The sequence below is a fragment of the Streptomyces sp. NPDC005799 genome (assembly GCF_040630525.1).
Taxonomy (GTDB): Bacteria; Actinomycetota; Actinomycetes; order Streptomycetales; family Streptomycetaceae; genus Streptomyces; species Streptomyces griseorubiginosus_B.
The window spans coordinates 82,858-103,937 of record NZ_JBEXXQ010000004.1; the positions used below are offsets into that span (position 1 = coordinate 82,858).

Sequence of the window (21,080 nt, forward strand, 5' to 3'; positions counted from 1 at the left end):
GGCCAAGTGGTACGTCACTTGGCAAGTCGGACGTCACGCCCCGTTGGTTGCCGCCCCTGCCCAAGGGTGGCGCAGATCACAGCAACGGCCATCCCGCCGAGCAGGAAGAGGTACGAGCCCCCTCCGGCCCCGAACAGGAAGTCGCCCTCGGGTCTGCTCGCGGTGAGCAGGATGACGGCGATCACCCAGCCGGCGGCCGGTGCGATCGCTCCGCCCCGGCTGCCGGTGGCCCGTCCGCCGCCGAGCAGCAGCCCGGCCTCGCCGGCGAGCGCGAGCAGCAGCCCGCCCGGGAACCAGCCCGCCTGCACCAGCGCGCCGGCGGCCCCGACGACCGCGCCCAGCACGAACAGCCCGAGGAACAGCAACGTCCGCCCCGCGGAGGGCCGCTGAAGCGGTTGCGCGAGCATCGAGCCCCGCTCACTCATGACGCCTCCCTGGCACCGGTACCGTCACCGAGGCCGGCATCGCCGCCGTCACCGACACCGAGCCCCGCGAGGAGATCCGTCTCCCGCACCCCTCCTGCCCTCTCACCTCTCACCAACTCGTAGTACTCGGTGGTGAACAGGGGTTGCGCGAGTTCATTGGAAAGCGCGAAGTACGGCGGCGCGACCTCGATCTGGGTCGCGTGCGCCCGCATCGCGGCGGCCTTCGCGTCCGCGTACGCGGTGCCGTCGATCTCGGCGGTGATCCGGTCGTCCTGCACCACGCCAGGGACGTCGTCGACGACGGCGGCCTTGGAGAAGGGGAGCGCGGGAAGATCCTTTGCGAGCCGGGCGAAGGCCTCCTCGGCGACCGGCCGGGGCACCCGGTTCCAGTACACCTTGGGGATCTCCCAGCCCTGCCCCGCCGCCAGCTCGGCCGCGCGCGTGGCGACGCGGTGGGCCTGGATGTGGTCGGGGTGGCCGTAGCCGCCGTTGTCGTCGTAGGTGACGAGGACCTGCGGGCGTACCTCCAGGATCACCTCGACCAGGTGGGCGGCGGCCTCGTCGAGGTCGGCCTGCCAGAAGCAGGCGGGGTCCTCGTTGTCGGACAGGCCCATCATCCCGGAGTCGCGGTAGCGGCCGGGGCCGCCGAGCAGACGGAAGTCCTCGACGCCGAGCTCCCGCATGGCGGCGGTGAGCTCGGCCAGCCGGTACTCGCCCAGGGCCGCTCCGGTGAGGTGCCGCAGGCCGGGCGGGATGACCTCGCCGCGCTCACCGAGAGTGCAGGTGACCAGCGTCACCCGGGCACCCTCGGCCGCGTACCGCGCCATGGTCGCGCCGTTGTTGATCGACTCGTCGTCCGGGTGCGCGTGCACCAGCAGCAGACGCCGGGGTGGTTCCGTCATGGGTCCACCCTACGAGGCACCACTGACAGCGCGGCGCAGCCCGGGTCAGAACTTGATGCTGCCGATCATGCTCGCGATGTTCGTCGTCAGATCATTGATCGTGGGTGCCACGGTCGAGGAGGCGAGATAGAACCCCAGAAGGATGCAGACGACCGCGTGCCCGCCCTTCAGCCCGGACTTCTTGACCAACAAGAAGACGACGATCGCCAGCAGCACCACCGCCGAAATCGAGAGTGCCACGGCGGCTCACCTCCAAAGATCCCAAGAGCGCGGGGGTCGGACCAGGGGGCAAAAATCCCGGCAGATAAATCCACAAGGACCAGCAGGTTCATACCCACTGTGCGGTAGTGATCATAACTATCCGGACCTGCGCATCGATCGGCGCACGGCCGCACAAGGGGGCGCATGGCCAATATGGTCGGGGCATGACGACGACGTCCGACTCCTTCCCCCGCAGGCACGCCCGCACCCAGCGTTTCACGCTCGGCGCGCCGCGCTCCTTCACCGTGGCGCCCGACGGCGCCCGTGTCGTGTTCCTGCGTTCCGGTTCCGGTACGGACAGGGCGAATGCGCTCTGGGTCCTCGACGTGGACAGCGGCACGGAGCGGGTGGCGGCCGACCCGCGCACCCTGCTCGGAGGCTCCGACGAGGACCTCTCGCCCCAGGAACGGGCGCGCCGCGAACGCAGCCGTGAGGGTGGTGCCGGCATCGTCGGCTATGCCACCGACGGGGATGTGGAGTTGGCGTCTTTCGCGTTGTCAGGACGGCTTTTCACGGCCGAGCTGCGGGCCGGCACGGCACGTGAACTCCCGACTCCGGGGCCGGTGATCGACCCACGCCCCTCCCCCGACGGCCGGCACGTGGCGTACCTGGCGCGGGGCGCCCTGCGGGTGGTGGGCGCCGAGGGCGAGGGCGAACGGGCCCTCGCGGAGCCGGAGTCGGAGAACGTCACCTACGGCCTGGCCGAGTTCATCGCGGCCGAGGAGATGCAGCGTTCGCGGGGGTTCTGGTGGTCGCCCGAGTCGGACCGGCTGCTGGTCGCGCGCGTGGACGACACGCCGGTACGGCGCTGGTGGATCTCCGACCCCGCCCATCCGGAACGTGATCCACAACACGTCCCGTATCCGGCGGCGGGCACGGACAACGCGGACGTACGGCTGTTCGTGATCGGCCTGGACGGGGCGCGCACGGAGGTTGTCTGGGACTGGGCGCGCTATCCGTATCTGGCGCATGTGCACTGGTCAGCGGCGGGTGCCCCGCTGCTGCTCGTCCAGGCGCGGGACCAGCGCAGCCAGCTGTATCTGGCGGTGGAGCCGGACACCGGGGCGACCCGGCTGGTGCACGCGGACGAAGATCCAGTTTGGCTGGATCTTTTCCCCGGGGTGCCCTGCTGGAGCCCCTCGGGACGGCTGGTGCGGATCGCGGACGAGGGCGGCGCACGGGTGCTCGCGGTGGGCGAACGCCCGCTCACCGGGCCGCAGTTGCACGTCAGGGCCGTGCTGGACGTGGCGGACGAGGACGCGCTGGTCTCGGCCTCGGCGGGCGAGGAGGCAGAGCACCCGGAGACCGGTGAGGTGCATGTCTATCGCGTCAGCGAACGCGGCCTGGAGCGCGTCTCGCACGAGCCCGGCGTGCACTCGGCGGTGCGCGCCGGGGGCATGACCGTGCTGGTGTCCGCCACGCCGGACCGGCCGGGCGCCCGCGTGCAGGTGCTCCGGGACGGGAAGCAGACGGCGACCATCGCCTCGTACGCCGAACATCCCGGTATGTCCCCGCGCGTGACACTCACACAGGGGGGCGCACGGCGGATCCCGTGCGCCGTGCTTATGCCACGGGACTACCACGGGGACACTCCCCTCCCGGTGCTCATGGATCCCTACGGCGGTCCTCATGGTCAGCGGGTGGTCGCCGCGCACAATCCGCATCTCACCTCGCAATGGTTCGCCGACCAGGGTTTCGCGGTGGTCGTCGCGGACGGCCGGGGCACCCCGGGCCGCTCGCCCGCCTGGGAGAAGGCGGTACGGGACGAACTGGCGGCGGTGGTGCTGCAGGACCAGGTGGACGCGCTCCAGGCACTTGCCGGCGACTTCCCGCTCGACCTCTCCCGGGTCGCGATCCGCGGCTGGTCCTTCGGCGGTTATCTCGCGGCGCTCGCGGTGCTGCGCCGCCCGGACGTGTTCCACGCGGCGGTGGTGGGCGCCCCGGTCACCGATCTGCGCCTGTACGACACCCACTACCAGGAGCGCTACATCGGCCACCCCGAGGAGCAGCCGGAGGTCTACCGGCGCAACTCGCTGATCGACGACGCGGGACTGGTCGACGCCGCCGATCCGCACCGCCCGATGATGATCATCCACGGTTTCGCCGACGACAACGTGGTGGTCGCCCACTCGCTGCGGCTGTCCTCGGCGCTGCTGGCCGCCGGCCGCCCGCACGAGGTGCTGCCGCTGTCCGGGGTCACGCACATGACTCCGCAGGAGGAGGTCGCCGAGAACCTGCTGCGACTGCAGCTGGACTTCCTGCGGCGTTCGCTCGCACAACCGCGCAAACAGGGATGAACCGCGTTAACACACAGGCAACTTGACGGAAGCGGTCCCGATATACGGACACGCGACGCTGAACAGCGTACGGCCGTGCGGGTGCCGTAAACGGACCGGGGTGCGCCATGTCACCCCGGTCCGTTGCCTTCCCCCTCCCAGGGGACGACCGTCTTCTCCTCCGCGAAGTGGCACGCCGAGTCGTGGGCGGCCGGGCCGCTCGTCATCCGGAACTCGGCCGGTACCGCCAGCAGCGGCACCTCCAGGGCGCAGCGCTCGCGGGCCTTCCAGCAGCGGGTGCGGAAGCGGCAGCCTGAGGGGATGTTGGTCGGGGACGGGACGTCACCGGCGAGGATGATCCGCTCCCGGTGCTCGCGGGCCTCCGGGTCGGGCACGGGGACGGCGGACAGCAGGGCCTGGGTGTAGGGGTGCGTGGGATGGTCGTAGATCTCCTGGTCCCGGCCGATCTCCACGATCCGCCCGAGGTACATCACCCCGACCCGGTCCGAGATGTGCCGCACGATGGACAGGTCGTGCGCGATGAAGACGTAACTCAGCTCGAAGTCGCTCTGCAGGCTCGCCATCAGATTGATGACCTGCGCCTGCACGGACACGTCCAGCGCGGAGACCGGCTCGTCGGCGACGATGACCTCCGGGCGCAGCGCCAGGCCCCGGGCGATGCCGATGCGTTGGCGCTGGCCGCCGGAGAACTGGTGCGGATAGCGGTTGATGTACTCCGGGTTGAGTCCGACGACGTCCAGCAGCTCCTGGACCTTCTTGCGCCGGTCGCCCTTGGGCGCCACCTCGGGGTGGATCTCGTACGGCTCCCCGATGATGTCGCCCACCGTCATACGGGGGTTGAGCGAGGTGTACGGGTCCTGGAAGACCATCTGGATGTTGCGGCGGACGGACTTGAGGGCCTTCGCGGACAGCTTGCCGATGTCCTCGCCCTTGTACTTGATCAGCCCTTGCGTCGGCTGCTCCAGATTGACGAGCATCTTGGCGACCGTCGACTTGCCGCAGCCCGATTCCCCGACGATGCCGAGGGTCTCTCCCCTGTTGAGCGCGAAGTCCACACCGTCGACGGCCTTGACGGCCCCGACCTGTTTCCTGAACAGGATGCCCTGGGTCAAGGGATAGTGCTTGACCAGTCCACTCACTTCCAGGATCGGCTCAACCCGGTCAACCATTGAGGCACTCCCTCCAGAAGTGACAGGCGCTGCCCCTCACTTGATCAACCTCGTACAGGGGAGGCTCGTCGGTGCGGCAGACGTCCTGGGCCATCGGACAGCGGGGGTTGAAGGCGCACCCCGGAGGGATGTGCATCAGGTTGGGCGGCAACCCCTTGATCGCGTACAGCTCCTGGCCCTTCTGGTCCAGGCGGGGGATGGAGTCGAGGAGCCCGCGCGTGTAGGGGTGGGCGGGCGCCTTGTAGATGTCGTGCACCGGCGCCGACTCGACGATCCGGCCCGCGTACATCACGGCGATCTTGTCGGCGACGTCCGCGACCACGCCGAGGTCGTGGGTGATGAGGATGAGCCCCATGTTGTACTCGCGCTGCAACTCCGCGAGCAGGTCCATGACCTGGGCCTGGACGGTGACGTCGAGGGCGGTGGTGGGTTCGTCGGCGATGATCAGGGCCGGCTCCAGGGCCAGGGCCATCGCGATCATGATGCGCTGGCGCATGCCGCCGGAGAACTGGTGCGGATAGTCCTTGACGCGGGCCTTGGCGGCCGGGATGCGCACGCGGTCCATCAGCTCGATCGCCCTGGTCCGGGCGTCCTTGCGTGACATCCCGCGATGCACGACGAACATCTCACCGAGCTGGTCGCCCACGGACAGCACGGGGTTCAGGGAGGACAGGGCGTCCTGGAAGATCATCGCCATCTCGGCGCCGCGGACCTTGCGCCGCTCCTCCTCCTTGAGCTTGAGCAGATCCCGCCCCTGGAACAGGACCTCTCCGCCCGTGATCCGCCCCGGCGGCATGTCGAGAATCCCCATCACGGCCTGCGCGGTGACGGACTTCCCCGACCCGGACTCCCCCAGCACGGCCAGCGTCTCCCCGGCGTCCACGCTGTAGTTCACCCCGTTGACGGCCTTGGCCACGCCGTCCCGAGTCCGGAACTCCACCTGCAGCTCGCGTACGTCCAGCAACATGACGCCACCTCACCTTCGGCCCGGGGGCCTCACGCCCGGGGGCGTCCCGCCGGATGAACAGAAGTCCGGACGTGCCGGCCCACACGAGCTCCTGGACCAGCCCAGATCGCGATACGCCGACCGGGAAAACGGCGACCCGGATGACCGAGCACGACGAACGCGGACGCCCGCTCCCCGCCCACACCGGGCCGAGAGCATCCCGCACGAGAGCCTCCCGCCCGATGAACGGAAGCCCGGCCGCATCCGTCTGCAGGAGGACCGGGGTGGGCCCGCAGTGGGCGACGGGCGCCAAGACGTCCGGGACTGCCCGAATCGCACGCGCCGGCCCCCGCGGCGGACCACCGACCCGCGAGCGAGGAACACCCGCCACGACTCGCAGCGCCGAGCCTGCCGAACGAGAACACCGCTCCCCCGCCCCCGGCGCCCAGGCCGTACCCCGCCCGCACCACGCCCTTCCCGGGCAGGACCGGTCTGGCGCCGGGAGCCGCCATCGCCCTCACCCCGGATGTGAGCCGAGGGTGTCGCGAGGGATGAACGGAAGCCCGGCCGCATCAGCTCCCACAAGGCCCCGCGCCGGCCGACACCACGCGCCCGCCCTCCCGCCGGGACCAACGGACCAGGGCGCCTCATCCCCCGCCCCCGGCGCCCCAGCCGTACCCCGTCCGACTCCCCCAACCCGCCCGCACCGCGCCCTCTCCGGGCAGGGCGGGCCTGGAGCCGGGGGTCTGACGGGGCGCCCGCGCGTCGCAGGCTCCGTTCCATTCGGCCTCACCTCAGCTTCGGGTCGAGGGCGTCGCGGACCGCGTCGCCCAGCATGATGAAGGCCAGGACCGTGACGGCCAGGGCGCCGGCCGGCCAGAGGAGCATGTGCGGGGCGTTGCGGATGTAGGGGGACGCGGCGGAGATGTCGATGCCCCAGCTGACGTTCGGGGGTTTGAGGCCGACGCCGAGGAAGGACAGGGTCGCCTCCAGGGCGATGTACGTGCCGAGCGCGATGGTCGCCACGACGATCACCGGGGCGACCGCGTTGGGCGCGATGTGCCGCAGCAGGATGCGGGAGTTGGAGGCGCCCAGGGAGCGGGCGGCCTGGACGTAGTCGTTCTGCTTGGCGGTGATGACGGACCCGCGGGCGATACGGGCGATCTGCGGCCAGCCGAGCAGCACGATGAACCCGACGACCGGCCAGACCGTGTTGCTGGTGACCACCGAGAGCAGGACGAGACCGCCGAGGACGACCGGGATCGCGAAGAAGATGTCGGTGATGCGGGAGAGGAACGAGTCCGAGACCCCGCCGAAGAACCCCGCGAGCCCGCCGAGCACCGAGCCGAGGAGCGCGACCCCGAACGTGGCGCAGACGCCGACCGTGACGGACGTACGGGTGCCGTAGACCGTACGCGTGTAGACGTCGCAGCCCTGGCCGTCGAAGCCGAAGGGATGGCCGGGCTGGGAGCCCTCCTGGGCCTTGACGAGGTCGCACTTGAGGGGACTCATCCAGGTGATCGCCGACGGCCACAGGGAGATGAAGACCAGGAAGAGGATCACGACGGCCGAGATGATGAAGACCGGGTTGCGGCGCAGGTCGCGCCAGGCGTCGGACCACAGGGAGCGCGGCTTCTGCTGCGGGCCCGTGCTCTCGGGGCCGGTCGGCGTCCGCTCCAGGGTCTCGCCCTCCGCCGTGGCCAGGTCCATGGCGCCGCCCATTCCGGTGCCGGCGACGGCGCCCTCCGGTTCGTACGGCTGCTCAGGCATAGCGGATCCTCGGGTCGAGAACGGCGTACAGCAGGTCGACCAGCAGGTTGGCGACGAGGAAGACCAGGACCAGGACGGTCACGAAGCCGACCACCGTCTGGGTGTTCTGGCGGAGGATGCCCTGGTATAGCTGGTAGCCGACGCCGTGGATGTTGAAGATCCGCTCGGTGACGATCGCGCCGCCCATCAGCGCGCCGATGTCGGTGCCGATGAAGGTGACCACCGGGATCAGGGAGTTGCGCAGGAGGTGGCGGATGATCACCCGCTGCCGGGGCAGGCCCTTGGCGACGGCCGTGCGGACGTAGTCGGAGCGCCGGTTCTCCGCGATGGAGGTGCGGGTCAGCCGGGTGACGTAGGCGAGGGAGACGGACGCGAGGACCAGCCCCGGCACGATCAGTTCCCCGAACGTGGCGTCCGTGGAGACCGACGGTTTGATCCAGCCCCACTCGACGCCGAGCAGCAGTTGCAGCAACAGGCCGGTGACGAAGGTGGGGACGGAGATGACCACGAGGGTGAGCAGGAGGACCGAGGTGTCGACGGGCCGTCCGCGCTTCAGCCCCGTGATGACGCCCAGCGTGATGCCGATGACGATCTCGAAGAGGATCGCGACGATCGTCAGCCGGATGGTGACGGGGAACGCGGTCGCCATCAGCTCGGTGACCTTCTGCCCGTTGAACGCCGTACCGAAGTCGCCGGTGAAGACGTTCCCCATGTAGGTCAGGTATTGCTGCCACACGGGCTTGTCGAGCCCGAACTCCTTCTTCAGCTGGGCGGCCGTGGCCGGGTCGCACTGCCGCTCACCGCACAGGCCCGCGATGGGGTCGCCCATCACGTTCACCATCAGGAAGATCAGCAGCGTGGCCCCGATGAACACCGGGATCATCTGGAGCAGACGCCGGACCACGTACCGTCCCACGGCGGCTCAGCCGACCTTGATCTCGTTGTAGACCGGGACGCTGAACGGGTTGAGGGCGACATTGGAGAGCCGCTCGGACCAGCCGGCGCTGCCGTTCTGGTACCAGAGCGGGATGGCGGCCATGTTGTCCCGTACGACTTTCTCGGCGCTCTGGAACAGACCGATCGCCTTGCTGGTGTCGCTCTCGGCGTTGGCCTGGTCGACGTAGGTGTCGAAGTCCTTGTTGGACCACTTGCCGTCGTTGGAGGAGGCGTTGGTGTAGTAGAGGGGCTGCAGGAAGTTCTGGATGAGCGGGTAGTCCATCTGCCAGCCGGCCCGGAACGGCCCGGTCATCTTGTGCTGCCCGATCTGGTTGCGGAAGTCGGCGAAGGTGCCGACCGGGTTGCCGACGCAGGCCTTGTCGTTGCCGAGCGCGTTGTTGATGGAGTTGCACACGGCGTCCACCCACTCCTTGTGCGAGCCCGTGTCCGCGTTGTACGTGATCTTGACCTGGCCGCCGGGCAGTCCGCCGCCCTCCTGGATCAGCTTCTTGGCCTGGCTGGGGTTGTACTGGCAGCCGTCCCCGCACAGCCCGTCCTGGAAGCCGCCCGCCGTCCCGAGCACCGGTGAGGTCCAGTCGGTGGCCGGGGTGCGGGTCTTCTGGAAGATCGTGTCGGTGATCTGCCGGCGGTTGATCGCCATGGACAGGCCCTTGCGGACCTTCTCCGAGCCGCTCTTGTTCCAGGCCGGGTCGTAGAAGGGGAAGGCGAGGGTCTGGATGATGCCGGCGGGGGTGTTCAGATACCGGCCCTGGAGGTCGCTCTTGACGTTCTTCAGCTGGGCGGCCGGGACGTCGTCGACCAGGTCGAGGTTGCCGGCCATGAGGTCGGTGTAGGCGGTGTTGTTGTCGGTGTAGACCTTGAGGTCGACACCGCCGTTCTGCGCCTTGTCGGTGCCGGGGTAGGCGTCCCACTTCCTGAGGGACATCTTCGAGCCCTTGGCGTACGACTGGATGGCGTACGGGCCGTTGCCGACCGGCTTCGCGATCCAGCCGGCGTGGTCGCTGAAGAACGTCTGGGGCAGCGGGTCGTAGGCCGCGTAGCCGAGGGTGTCGGGGAAGGTCGAGAACTTCTGGCTGAGCTTGACGGTGAAGGTCTGCGGGCCGGTGACCTTGAGGCCGGAGAGCGTGGTGGCGGTCTGGGTGCCGGTGTCCGGGTGCACCTTGTCGTAGCCCTCGATGTACCCGAAGAAGTAGGCGTTCTTCTGGTTGTTCTTCAGGCTCGCCCCGTAGTTCCAGGCGTCGACGAAGGACTTGGCGGTGACGGCCTCGCCGTTGCTGAACTTCCAGCCGCTCTTGACGGTGATGGTGAAGTTCTGCGAGTCCGTGGTGTCGATCTTCTCGGCGAGCATGTCCTCGGCGGCACCGGTCTTCGGGTTGTACCGCTTCAGCCCGCGGAAGATCATGTCGAGGACCTTGCCGCCCTGCACCTCGTTGGTGTTGGCCGGCTCCAGCGGGTTCTGCGGGTCGCCCCAGGACGAGCTGAGCACCTCGGCACCGTCACCGCCACCACCGCTGCCGCCACCACTGCCGCTGCCGCAGGCGGTCGCCGCGAGGGCGACCACCACCGCGCATGCGGCCCACGGGGCGTGCGTCGCTCCACGCATGGAGTGCCTCCTCAGAATGCCGGTCCGTTACCGGCGAATATCCGGACACACAAGATATTCCGCACATTCGGCGCGCCCGTTCGCGGGACGGCCGTCCGGGGGACGGTGCCGCCGCACGGGTGAGGCGCGGGGTGAAGGCACGGTCACCGACAGGCGTCAGCGCTCCACCAGGACACCTTCACCGGTCTGGACCAATATTTGCGATCCCGAATATCAACTCGCCCGTTTTCGCAGGCCACATGAGGTTTCCCGGGCCGTTGACGCGCGCAGACACCCGCTGATAGACACACTCATCACCCAGCTGGCGTCACCAGGCAGAACCCGGTCCTGCAGTCCGAACAAGCCGTCCCTGTGCGAGCGATGACGCGAGGTCACGATTCATGAGCCCACAAGAGCAGTACGGCGCAAGGCGTTCACATCCGAGAAGCCCGCGATCCCGCACGCCCCGGCTCGTCGCCCTCGCCGGCGCCCTCGCTCTGACGTCCTCGGCGGCCCTCGCGACCCCGCTCAACCCGGCTCCCCAGCAGGCGCGGGCGGCCGAGGACAAGGTCCTCACCGTCGCGGTCGCCCAGAGCGTGGACTCGCTCAGCCCCTTCCTGGCGGTACGGCTGCTCAGCACCAGCATCCTGCGGCTGACGTACGAATACCTCACCGACTACGACCCCGGTGACGCACACCCGGTGCCCGGCCTCGCCACCAGCTGGAAGCCGTCCGCCGACAAGTTGACCTGGACCTACACCGTCCGCTCGGACGCGAAGTGGTCGGACGGCCAGAAGGTGACGGCCCAGGACGCGGCCTGGACGTTCAACAAGATGATGACCGATCAGGCGGCCGCCACCGCGAACGGCAGCTTCGTCGGCAACTTCCGCGAGGTGACGGCTCCGAGCCCCACGCAGCTGGTCGTCCGGCTGAAGAAGCCGCAGGCCACCATGACCGCGCTCGACGTGCCGATCGTGCCGGAGCACGTCTGGAAGAAGGTCACGGACTTCTCGAAGTTCAACAACGACAAGTCCTTCCCCGTCGTCGGGGACGGGCCCTTCGTCCTCACCGAGTACAAGGCGGACAGCTATGTCCGGCTGAAGGCCAACAAGAGCTTCTGGCGCGGGGCGCCCAAGTTCGACGAGCTGGTCTTCAAGTACTACAAGGACCAGGACGCCGCCGTGGCCGCCCTGCGCAAGGGCGAGGTCTCCTTCGTCGCCGGCCAGCCCGCCCTGACGCCGGCTCAGGCGGCCTCCCTCAAGGGCCAGTCGGACATCAAGGTCAACGACGCCCCCGGCCGCCGCTTCTACGCCCTGGCCACCAACCCGGGCGCGAAGGCGAAGAACGGCCAGAAGTTCGGCGACGGCGACCCGTCCCTGCTGGACCAGCGGGTGCGGCACGCGCTGTTCCTGGCGGTCGACCGCAAGACGATCATCGACAAGGTGTTCCAGGGCCACGCGGTCGAGGGCCAGGGCTACATCCCGCCCCGCTTCTCGACGTACTTCTGGAAACCGGACCCGGGCCAGGAGCTCGCCTACGACCCCGCCAGGGCCGCCCAGCTCCTCGACCAGGCCGGGTACCGGAAGAACGCCGACGGCAAGCGGGTCGGCAAGGACGGCAAACCGCTGAACTACCGGGTCCTGTGCCACGCCACCGACCCCAACGACAAGGCGGTCGGACAGTACCTCAAGGAGTGGTGGGCGAAACTCGGCATCGGAATGAGCCTGGACTGCCTGGACAACGTCACCGACCCCTGGCTCGCCGGCAAGTACGACCTCGCCTTCGACGGCTGGTCCGTCAACCCCGACCCGGACTACGTGCTGTCCATCCACACCTGCGCCGCCCTGCCCGCCACCCCGAAGGACACCGGCGCGACCGACAACTTCGTCTGCGACAAGACCTACGACGAGCTGTACGCCCGGCAGCTCGCCGAGTACGACCCCGGCAAACGGGCCGGCATCGTCAAGCAGATGGAGTCGCGGCTGTACGACCTCGGGTACATGAACGTCATGGCGTACCCGAACGCCGTCGAGGCCTACCGCACCGACCAGATCAAGTCGATCGAGACGATGCCCAGGGCCGCCGGCAACATCTACGGCCAGGACGGCTACTGGAGCTGGTGGTCGGCGGTCCCGGCCGGCTCCGGCGACTCCTCCGGCGGCGGCAGCTCGACCGGCGTGATCATCGGGGTCGTCGCGGGTGTCGTGGTCCTCGCCGGAGCCGGGGCCTTCCTCGCGCGGCGCCGGCACGCCACGGCCGACGACCGCGAGTAGGCCATGTCCATCCAACCGACGGCGCCCGACTCGGCGTCGGCAGCGGTCGACAAGGCCGCCGTACCGGTTCCCACCGGTACGGCGGCCCGCGGCCCACGGGCGCGCACCACCCCCGCGTATCTGCGTTATGGGGCGGCCAAGGCGGGTGGCGCCGCCGTGTCGCTGCTCGCCGTCCTGGTCACCGGCTTCTTCCTGTTCCGGCTGATCCCGGGTGACCCGGTCAAGACGATGACCGGCGGCCGCCCGGTGTCGGCCGGACAACTGGCCGAGTACCGCAAGGAGTTCGGCCTGGACCTGCCGATGTGGGAGCAGTTCACCGACTACTGCCGCAAGGCGCTCACCGGCGACCTGGGCACCTCGTACCAGTTCCGCGCCCCGGTCATCGACAAGATCACCGAGGCGCTGCCGAACACCCTGCTGCTGACCGGCACGGCCTTCGTGCTCTACACCGCGCTCGGCATGTTCCTCGGCACCCGCTCGGCCTGGCGGCACGGCAGACTCGGCGACCGGCTCAACACCGGCCTGGCGCTGACCCTCTACTCCGTCCCGTCCTTCTGGCTGGGCCTGCTGGTCATCATCGTGTTCGCCGTGGGCCTCGGCCCGATCCCGGGCCTGTTCCCGACCGGCGGCATGGAGTCGGGCGGCAAGGAGGGCTTCGCCTACGTCCTCGACGTCGCCCACCATCTCGTCCTGCCCGTGGTCACCCTGGTCGCGGTCGAGTACGGCCAGACGCTGCTGGTCACCCGCTCGGCGCTGCTCGACGAGATGGGCAGTGACTATCTGACGACCGCCCGCGCCAAGGGCCTCAGGGACGACCTGGTGCGGCGCCGGCACGCGGTGCCGAACGCGCTGCTGCCCACGGTCACCCTGGTCTTCGTCAACCTCGGCCGGACCGTCGCCGGCGTCATCCTGGTCGAGACCGTCTTCTCCTGGCCGGGCCTCGGCGGGCTGTTCTACCAGGCCCTGAGCGTGCCCGATCTGCCCCTGGTGCAGGGGCTGTTCCTCTTCTTCGCCTCGGCGGTGATCGTCATGAACACTCTGGCCGACCTGGTCTACCCGCTGCTCGACCCCCGGGTGGGCCGATGACGACCGACACCGCGCCCGGGCCCCGCACGCTGGCCTGGCAGCGCCGGCGCCGCTCCGCCGCGCGGTTCTGGCGGCAGTACCGCACCCACCGCGCGGGCCTCGTCGGGCTGGCCGCGCTCGCCCTGTTCGCGCTGGTCGCGCTGACGGCCCCGCTGACCGTCGGCTCCGGGGTGACCGGGGTGACCGACGCGCCGGGCAGTCCGCTGCAGGCGCCGAGCGGTGGGTTCCCGCTGGGCACCGACCGGTTCGGACGGAACCTGCTCGGACTGGTGGTGTGGGGCTCGCGGGTCTCGCTGCTCGTGGGACTGCTCGCGGCCGTGCTGTCGGTGGTGATCGGCACGGTCGTCGGGATCACCGCGGGGCACTTCCGGGGGGCGTACGCGACCGTGCTGATGCGGATCACCGACTGGTTCCTGGTGATGCCGGCGCTGGTGCTGGCCATCGCGCTGGCCACGGTGATGCCCCACTCCCTGGGCACGGTGATCCTCGCCATCGGCGTCACCTCCTGGCCCACCACGGCCCGGCTGGTGCGCGCGCAGACACTGGCGGTCGAGTCACGGCCGTACATCGAGCGCGCGAAGGCGCTCGGCGGCGGCCACTGGCACGTCATGAGCCGGCATGTGCTGCCCAACGTGATGCCGCTGGTGCTCGCCCAGACGACCCTGATGATCTCCTCCTCCGTCCTCGCCGAGGCGACCCTGGCCTTCCTGGGCCTCGGCGATCCGACGGTGATCTCGTGGGGCGGGCTGCTGCAGGACGCGCGGGAGGCGGGCGCGGTCAGCTCCGGCGACTGGTGGTACCTGGTGCCGCCGGGCATCGCCATCGCGGTGGTCGCGCTGGCGTTCACCCTGTGCGGGCGCGCGGTCGAGTCGGTTCTCAACCCCAGGCTGGGGGTGGCCCGTTGACGCTGCTGGAGGTCCGGAACCTGAGGGTGACCTACCCGGGCGGGGCGGCCGCGGTACGGGGCGTGGACCTGTCCCTCGCGGCGGGCCGCAAGCTGGGCATCGCGGGCGAGTCGGGGTGCGGCAAGTCGACGCTGGCGCTCGCGCTGCTGCGGCTGCTGCCCGCCGGGGCGCGCGTGTCCGGGGAGGTCCTGCTGGACGGCGAGGACGTCCTGACCATGCGGTGGGGGCAGGTGCGGGCGGTGCGCTGGGCGGGCGCCTCGATCGTCTTCCAGGGCGCGATGCACTCCCTCAACCCCGTGCACCGCGTGGGCGACCAGATCGCCGAGCCGATCCTGCTGCACCGCAGGGCGACGGCGGCCAAGGCGCGCGAGAAGACCGGCGAACTGCTGGAGCACGTGGGCCTGCCGGCGTCCCGCGCCTCCGCCTATCCGCACGAACTCTCCGGCGGTCAGCGCCAACGCGTGATGATCGCCATGGCGCTCGCCTGCGACCCCCGGCTGATCATCGCCGACGAGCCGACCACGGCACTGGACGTGATGATCCAGGCGCAGATCCTCCGGCTGATCGAACAGCTCGTGGCGGAACAGGACGTGGGTCTCGTCATGATCAGCCACGACCTGGCCGTCCTCGCCGACACCTGCGACCGGTTGGCGGTGATGTACGCGGGCCGGATCGTCGAGGAGGGCCCCGCCCGGCAGGTCTACGAGGACGCCCGGCACCCGTACGCCAAGGCCCTGTCGGCCGCCTTCCCGCGCATCGGCGACCCGGCCTCCCGGTTCGCCCCCCGCGGCCTGGCCGGCGACCCGCCCGACCCGTCCGAGCTGCCCTCGGGCTGCACCTTCCACCCACGGTGCCCGGAGGCACTGGACCGCTGCGCCACGGAGGACCAGCCGCTCCGCGACGCGGGACCCGGCCGGCAGGCGGCCTGCGTGCACGTGGGCGCGCCGGGACGGACGGCGGCGGCCGAGGACGAGGACGCGAGGAGTACGACATGACGACGGGGAATCCTGCCGAGCACCCCGAACCGGCCGTGACGACACCTCTGCTCAGTGCCCAGGGCCTGCGGGTGACGTTCCCGGGGCGGCGCGGGGAGGCGGCCGTGCGGGCCGTGGACGGCGTGGAGCTGGACATCCGGGCCGGGGAGATCGTGGCGCTGGTCGGCGAGTCGGGCTGCGGCAAGACGACGCTGGCGCGCACCCTGCTGGGGCTGGTGAAACCGACGGAGGGGCAAGTCCGTTTCTCGGGGCGCCCGTTGGAGTACACCTCCCGGGCCCTGAAGGCGTACCGCCGGCGCGTCCAGCTCGTGCTCCAGGACCCGAGCGGATCGCTGAACCCGCGGCACACCGTGTACGACGCGGTGGCCGAGGGGCTGCGGATCCACGGGTACGGCGGCGACGAACGCGCCGCCGTCGCCTCGGCGTTGTCCCGGGCGGGGCTGCGTCCCGCGGAGCGCTTCTTCCTGCGCTACCCGCACGAGCTGTCCGGCGGCCAGCGCCAACGGGTGGTCATCGCGGGCGCGTTGGTCCTGGAACCGGAACTCGTCGTCGCCGACGAGCCCGTGGCGTCCCTGGACGCGTCCGTGCGCGGCGAGATCCTGGCGCTGCTGCTCCGACTGCGCGCGGACCTGGGCCTGTCCGCCCTGGTGGTCACCCACGACCTGGGCCTGGCCTGGAACATCGCGGACCGCGTGGCGGTGATGTACCTGGGCCGGATCGTGGAGACGGGCGACGTGGAACAGGTCCTCACCTCCCCCCGGCACCCCTACACCCAGGCCCTGTTGTCGGTCCTCCCGGAGGCGCCGGGCGCCCCGGTGGTCCTGACCGGCGAACCCCCGGATCCGTCCCGCATCCCCGCAGGCTGCCGCTTCCACACCCGCTGCCAGATCCTGTCCTCGGGCGAGGCGGACACCACGAACGTCGCAAGCCGTTGCCGCACGGAGGACCCCGAGATCCTGACAGCGTCCCCCGTCCCGCAGGTCGCCTGCCACTGGGCTCGGACCACGGTGCCCAGGTGACGCCCCGGCCACCAACTCGACTCGAACCCGTCGGAGTTCTCGAGATAGGCCGCGTAGTGCTCGGCCCCGCCCGCATGCGGGTACCGCTCCGCGAACAGCGACGCCCACCCGTGGGCCGGCGCCTCGGCGACCAGCACGTCGACGCCGGCCCGGCTCCCGGCATGGAACGCCAGATGATTGAGCCCCGCCCGCAGCCGGTCATCGCCCCCCTGGTCACGGGCGGTGCCACGAACACCCCAGGGGGCGCGGGGAACTGCGCGACCAGCCACGACAGCGCCACGGTCGACAGACAACCCCGCCCGAAACGCCAGTTCCCGGCACCAGTCGAACTCGGGGTACCGGGAACAAGGGCTCAGGCGCCGCAGGCTTACGCGTGGACGACGTCCTTCTCCTCCGCGAAGTGGCAGGCCGACTCGTGGGCGGCCGGGGTGTCGACGCCCTTGAAACGTTCCGGGATCGCCAGCAGCGGGACCTCCTCCGCGCACTTGTCCTGCGCCTTCCAGCAGCGGGTGCGGAAGCGGCAACCCGAGGGCGGATTGGCCGGGGACGGCACGTCACCGGTGAGGATGATCCGCTCGCGCTGCTCCCGCGCCTCCGGGTCCGGCACCGGAACAGCCGACAGCAACGCCTGGGTGTAGGGGTGCGTCGGGTGCTCGTAGATCTGCTCGTCGGAGCCGATCTCGGCCATCTTGCCCAGGTACATCACGCCCACCCGGTCGGAGATGTGCCGGACGATGGACAGGTCGTGCGCGATGAAGATGTACGACAGGTTGAACTCGTCCTGCAGCCGCTCCATCAGGTTGATGACCTGCGCCTGGACGGAGACGTCCAGCGCCGACACCGGCTCGTCGCAGATGATCACCTCGGGGTTCAGGGCCAGACCGCGCGCGATGCCGATGCGCTGACGCTGACCACCCGAGAACTGGTGCGGATAGCGGTTGATGTACTCCGGGTTGAGCCCGACGACGTCCAGCAGCTCCTGCACCCGGCGCCGCCGGTCACCCTTCGGTGCCACCTCGGGGTGGATGTCGTACGGCTCCCCGATGATGTCACCCACGGTCATCCGCGGGTTGAGCGAGGTGTACGGGTCCTGGAAGATCATCTGGATGTTCCGGCGGACCGCCTTCAGCGCCCGCCCGGACAGCCTGGTGATGTCCTGGCCCTTGTAGAAGACCTCGCCGGCGGTCGCCCGCTCCAGGTTCATCAGCAGCTTGGCGACCGTCGACTTGCCGCAGCCCGACTCGCCCACGATGCCCAGGGTCTCGCCCTGGTGCAGGTCGAAGGAGATGCCGTCGACGGCCTTCACCGCGCCGATCTGACGCTTGATGACGATGCCCTGCGTCAGCGGGAAGTGCTTGACCAGGTTGCGCACCTGAAGGATCGGTTCGCCCCGCTCCACCGGCGCGTCGAGCGCGGCCACCGCCTCCGTCTCGGAGTTGACGTCGGCGACCTCCACGTCGGAGACGTTCGGCGTGGCGTCCTGCGGCTCGGCGGCCGGGGTCGTCTCAGCCATGGATCGTCTCCTTCCAGAAGTGGCACGCGCTGGCGCGGCCGGGCAGTTCGCTGCCGTCCGCCTCGGTCACCGGGACCAGTGGCGGACGGTCGGTGCGGCAGATGTCCTGCGCCTTCTCGCAGCGCGGGTTGAAGGCACAGCCGCTGGGCACCTTCAGCAGGTTGGGCGGCAGACCCTTGATCGCGTACAGCTCCTGGCCCTTCTGGTCCAGGCGCGGGATCGAGTCGAGCAGACCGCGGGTGTAGGGGTGCGCGGGGCGCTTGTACAGCTCATGCACCGGCGCCGTCTCCACGATCCGGCCCGCGTACATCACCGCGATCTTGTCGGCGACGTCCGCGACGACACCGAGGTCGTGGGTGATGAGGATCAGGCCCATCTGGTACTCGCGCTGGAGCTCCGCGAGCAGGTCCATCACCTGGGCCTGCACGGTCACGTCGAGGGCCGTGGTGGGCTCGTCGGCGATGATCAGGTCCGGCTCCAGGGCGAGCGCCATCGCGATCATGATGCGCTGGCGCATACCGCCGGAGAACTGGTGCGGGTAGTCGTTCACCCGGGCCGCGGCGGCCGGGATCTTCACCCGGTCCATCAGCTCGATGGCCTTGGCCCTGGCCTGCTTGCGGGACATCCCCTGGTGGACGCGGAACATCTCACCGAGCTGGAAGCCCACGCTGAGCACGGGGTTGAGCGCGGAGAGCGCGTCCTGGAAGATCATCGCGATGCGGGCACCGCGCAGCTTGCGCCGTTCCTCGGTGGACATGGTGAGCATGTCCTCGCCGTAGAACCGGATCTCCCCCTGGGGGATGCGGGCCGGCGGCATGTCGAGGATGCCCATGATCGCCTGCGCGGTCACGGATTTGCCGGAGCCGGACTCGCCGAGCACGGCCAGCGTCTCCCCGGAGTTCACCGAGTAGTTGACACCGTTGACGGCCTTCACCACGCCGTCGCGGGTCTGGAACTCGACGTGCAGATCGCGCACATCGAGCAGCGGGCCCTTGCCCTTGCCGTCGCCGGACAGGGATGCCGGGGCGGCGTCGGTCGGGTCGATGATGGTCACGTACGCCTCCCTCAGCGCATCTTGGGGTCGAAGGCGTCGCGGACCACGTCGCCGAGCACGATGAACGCCAGCACGGTGAGGCTCAGCGCGCCGGCCGGGAACAGCAGCGCGTGCGGCGAGGTCAGGAACCGGTCCTGGGCGTCACTGATCATCAGACCCCAGGAGATGTTCGGTGACTGGATGCCGATGCCCAGGTAGGACAGGGCGGCCTCGGCGGAGATGTAGACGCCGAGGTTCATCGTCGTGATGACGATGACGGGGGCGAGGGTGTTGGGCAGGATGTGCCGGAAGGCGATCCGCCACGAGTCCGCGCCCAGCGCCCGGGCGGCCGTCACGTAGTCGTTGTACTTGTTGGAGATGACCTCGCCGCGCATGATCCGGAAGACCTGCGGCCAGCCGAGGATCGCCATGATGAACGAGACCGACCAGACGTCGCCGCCGCCCCAGATCGACATGATCAGCAGACCACCGACGATGAGCGGCAGCGCCGAGAACACCTCGGTGATCCGGGACAGGACCGCGTCGATCCAGCCGCCGACCAGACCGGCCAGCATGCCCAGCAGACCGCCGATCAGGGTGGTGACCACGGTCGTCACCACACCGACGACGATCGAGTTGCGGGTGCCGTAGACGGTGCGGGTGTAGATGTCGCAGCCCTGCACGTCGAAGCCGAACAGGTGCCCGGACGAGGGTGCGTTCATCGAGTTCTGCAGCTGACAGAAGCCGTCCGAGAACGGGGAGCGGCTGGTGAACAGGCTGGGCGCGATGGCCAGGGCGAGCAGGCACACGATGATGAACGCCGTCACCAGGAACATGGGCCGCTTGCGCAGGTCCGTCCAGCCGTCCTTGAGCAGGCTGGCCTGCCGGGCCGCCACCTTCTCCTCGGCCTCGATCTCCTTGGCGATGGCGGCCTCGTCGGTGGTGGGCCTCTCTATCGTCTTCTCACTCATAGCGAATCCTCGGGTCGAGCACGGCGTACATCAGGTCTACGAGGAGGTTGGCGACCAGGTAGATCAGCACCAGCAGGGTCACCAGACCGACCACGACGGGCCGTTCGCGCAGATAGACCGACTGCGCCAACTGTCCACCGATACCGGGCATGTTGAACACGCGCTCGGTGATGATCGCGCCACCCATCAGGGCCCCGAGGTCGAAGCCCAGGAAGGTGACGACGGGGATCAGCGAGTTGCGCAGCGCGTGCAGGCCGATGACCCGCCGCATGGGCAGGCCCTTGGCGATCGCCGTGCGGACGTAGTCGGCGCGGATGGACTCGCCCATGCTCGTCCGGGTGAGCCGGGAGATGTACGCCATGGAGGTCGAGGCGAGGACGATGGCCGGCAGGATGTAGCTCTGCGGCCAGCCCTTCTCGATACCGGCGACGGGCGTGATCTTGAGGTTCACGCCGAACTCCAGCTGGAGCACGCTGCCGAGCACGAACACCGGGATCGAGATCAGCACCAGCGTCGAGATCAGCACGACGTTGTCGAGGAACTTGCCCTTCTTCAGGGCGGAGAAGATACCCGCGACGATGCCGATCACGGCCTCGATCGCGAAGGCGGTCAGACCCAGCTTGAGGGTGACCGGGAACCGCTCCGAGACGATGTCGGAGATGGCACGACCGTTGTACGTCTCACCGAGGTCACCGGTGAAGACGCCGCTGATGTAGTGCCAGTACTGCTGGTACAACGGCTCGTTGAGGTGGTAGTGCGCGCGGAGGACCGCCGCGATGTTGGGGTCGGCCCGCTTGTCGCCGGCCAGTGCCTGGATCGGGTCGCCGGGCAGAGCGAAGACCAGGCAGAAGATGATGAACGTGACGCCTATGACCACAGGGATCACCTGCAGCAGGCGGCGCGCGACGTATCGGCCCATGGGTACTCCAGAGGGGGTGCTCGACCCGACCGTGGCCGAGGGGAGAACACGGTCGGA

18 protein-coding genes and 1 pseudogene are annotated in these 21,080 nt (G+C 69.6%); 6 read left to right on the plus strand and 13 right to left on the minus strand.

Annotated elements, in window-relative coordinates; genetic code table 11:
- Positions 1–14: 14 nt before the first annotated feature.
- From ABZ453_RS05750 to ABZ453_RS05760, 3 genes are read right to left on the minus strand one after another with little or no spacing between them, the layout of a single operon-like run.
- Complete coding sequence (locus tag ABZ453_RS05750; RefSeq protein WP_356762133.1) at positions 15–425, minus strand: DUF6113 family protein; 411 nt, start codon at positions 423–425, stop codon at positions 15–17.
- Positions 422–1,327, minus strand: coding sequence for an N-acetyl-1-D-myo-inositol-2-amino-2-deoxy-alpha-D-glucopyranoside deacetylase (mshB, locus tag ABZ453_RS05755; RefSeq protein WP_359011890.1), 906 nt, complete (start codon positions 1,325–1,327; stop codon positions 422–424). Before mshB ends, ABZ453_RS05750 begins: the two co-directional genes overlap by 4 nt.
- 45 nt (positions 1,328–1,372) lie before the next feature.
- The gene (locus ABZ453_RS05760; protein ID WP_058923418.1) at positions 1,373–1,567 is read right to left on the minus strand and encodes a hypothetical protein; all 195 of its coding nucleotides are present in this window, start codon (positions 1,565–1,567) and stop codon (positions 1,373–1,375) included.
- 185 nt (positions 1,568–1,752) lie between these two features.
- On the opposite strand from ABZ453_RS05760, the gene ABZ453_RS05765 reads away from it, so the two are divergent.
- The gene (locus ABZ453_RS05765) at positions 1,753–3,885 is read left to right on the plus strand and encodes a prolyl oligopeptidase family serine peptidase (RefSeq protein WP_359011893.1); all 2,133 of its coding nucleotides are present in this window, start codon (positions 1,753–1,755) and stop codon (positions 3,883–3,885) included.
- Positions 3,886–3,995: 110 nt separating this feature from the next.
- On the opposite strand, the gene ABZ453_RS05770 is transcribed toward ABZ453_RS05765, so the two are convergent.
- The 5 genes from ABZ453_RS05770 to ABZ453_RS05790 form a co-directional block, all read right to left on the minus strand.
- Positions 3,996–5,054, minus strand: a complete 1,059-nt coding sequence (locus ABZ453_RS05770; RefSeq protein ID WP_359011895.1) for a dipeptide ABC transporter ATP-binding protein — start codon at positions 5,052–5,054, stop codon at positions 3,996–3,998.
- Entirely contained in the window at positions 5,047–6,021 is a 975-nt protein-coding gene (locus tag ABZ453_RS05775; protein ID WP_356762137.1) for an ABC transporter ATP-binding protein, read from the minus strand. The genes ABZ453_RS05770 and ABZ453_RS05775 overlap by 8 nt, the downstream gene beginning before the upstream one ends.
- Positions 6,022–6,789: 768 nt before the next feature.
- Positions 6,790–7,770 (minus strand): ABC transporter permease, encoded by a 981-nt coding sequence (locus ABZ453_RS05780; RefSeq protein WP_359011897.1) that lies wholly within the window; start codon positions 7,768–7,770, stop codon positions 6,790–6,792.
- A complete protein-coding gene (locus ABZ453_RS05785) occupies positions 7,763–8,686 on the minus strand; it encodes an ABC transporter permease (protein ID WP_208780203.1) in 924 nt (307 codons plus the stop codon). Before ABZ453_RS05785 ends, ABZ453_RS05780 begins: the two co-directional genes overlap by 8 nt.
- A gap of 6 nt (positions 8,687–8,692) precedes the next feature.
- Entirely contained in the window at positions 8,693–10,330 is a 1,638-nt protein-coding gene (locus ABZ453_RS05790; RefSeq protein WP_359011899.1) for an ABC transporter substrate-binding protein, read from the minus strand.
- Positions 10,331–10,710: 380 nt separating this feature from the next.
- Between ABZ453_RS05790 and ABZ453_RS05795 the strand changes: the two genes are divergently transcribed.
- The 5 genes from ABZ453_RS05795 to ABZ453_RS05815 are packed head-to-tail and all read left to right on the plus strand — an operon-like array spanning position 10,711 to position 16,587.
- The gene (locus tag ABZ453_RS05795) at positions 10,711–12,582 is read left to right on the plus strand and encodes an ABC transporter substrate-binding protein (protein WP_359011902.1); all 1,872 of its coding nucleotides are present in this window, start codon (positions 10,711–10,713) and stop codon (positions 12,580–12,582) included.
- A gap of 3 nt (positions 12,583–12,585) precedes the next feature.
- Positions 12,586–13,668: an ABC transporter permease gene (locus ABZ453_RS05800; protein WP_359011904.1), complete on the plus strand. Its 1,083-nt coding sequence runs from the start codon at positions 12,586–12,588 to the stop codon at positions 13,666–13,668.
- On the plus strand, positions 13,665–14,573 hold the full coding sequence (locus tag ABZ453_RS05805) for an ABC transporter permease (protein WP_359011906.1): 909 nt from the start codon (positions 13,665–13,667) through the stop codon (positions 14,571–14,573). The genes ABZ453_RS05800 and ABZ453_RS05805 overlap by 4 nt, the downstream gene beginning before the upstream one ends.
- On the plus strand, positions 14,570–15,568 hold the full coding sequence (locus ABZ453_RS05810; protein WP_359011908.1) for an ABC transporter ATP-binding protein: 999 nt from the start codon (positions 14,570–14,572) through the stop codon (positions 15,566–15,568). The genes ABZ453_RS05805 and ABZ453_RS05810 overlap by 4 nt, the downstream gene beginning before the upstream one ends.
- Entirely contained in the window at positions 15,565–16,587 is a 1,023-nt protein-coding gene (locus tag ABZ453_RS05815; protein ID WP_359011910.1) for an ABC transporter ATP-binding protein, read from the plus strand. The genes ABZ453_RS05810 and ABZ453_RS05815 overlap by 4 nt, the downstream gene beginning before the upstream one ends.
- Before the next feature lie 20 nt (positions 16,588–16,607).
- Here ABZ453_RS05815 and ABZ453_RS05820 read toward each other — a convergent pair.
- The 5 genes and pseudogenes from ABZ453_RS05820 to ABZ453_RS05840 form a co-directional block, all read right to left on the minus strand.
- Positions 16,608–16,787: pseudogene (locus ABZ453_RS05820) on the minus strand (glyoxalase); the annotation flags it as partial.
- A gap of 167 nt (positions 16,788–16,954) precedes the next feature.
- A complete protein-coding gene (locus ABZ453_RS05825) occupies positions 16,955–18,100 on the minus strand; it encodes a dipeptide ABC transporter ATP-binding protein (protein ID WP_359011912.1) in 1,146 nt (381 codons plus the stop codon).
- Positions 18,093–19,148 (minus strand): ABC transporter ATP-binding protein, encoded by a 1,056-nt coding sequence (locus ABZ453_RS05830; protein WP_359012195.1) that lies wholly within the window; start codon positions 19,146–19,148, stop codon positions 18,093–18,095. Before ABZ453_RS05830 ends, ABZ453_RS05825 begins: the two co-directional genes overlap by 8 nt.
- A gap of 17 nt (positions 19,149–19,165) precedes the next feature.
- Complete coding sequence (locus tag ABZ453_RS05835; protein ID WP_359011914.1) at positions 19,166–20,104, minus strand: ABC transporter permease; 939 nt, start codon at positions 20,102–20,104, stop codon at positions 19,166–19,168.
- Positions 20,097–21,023, minus strand: a complete 927-nt coding sequence (locus tag ABZ453_RS05840; RefSeq protein WP_359011916.1) for an ABC transporter permease — start codon at positions 21,021–21,023, stop codon at positions 20,097–20,099. Before ABZ453_RS05840 ends, ABZ453_RS05835 begins: the two co-directional genes overlap by 8 nt.
- Positions 21,024–21,080 lie beyond the last annotated feature (57 nt).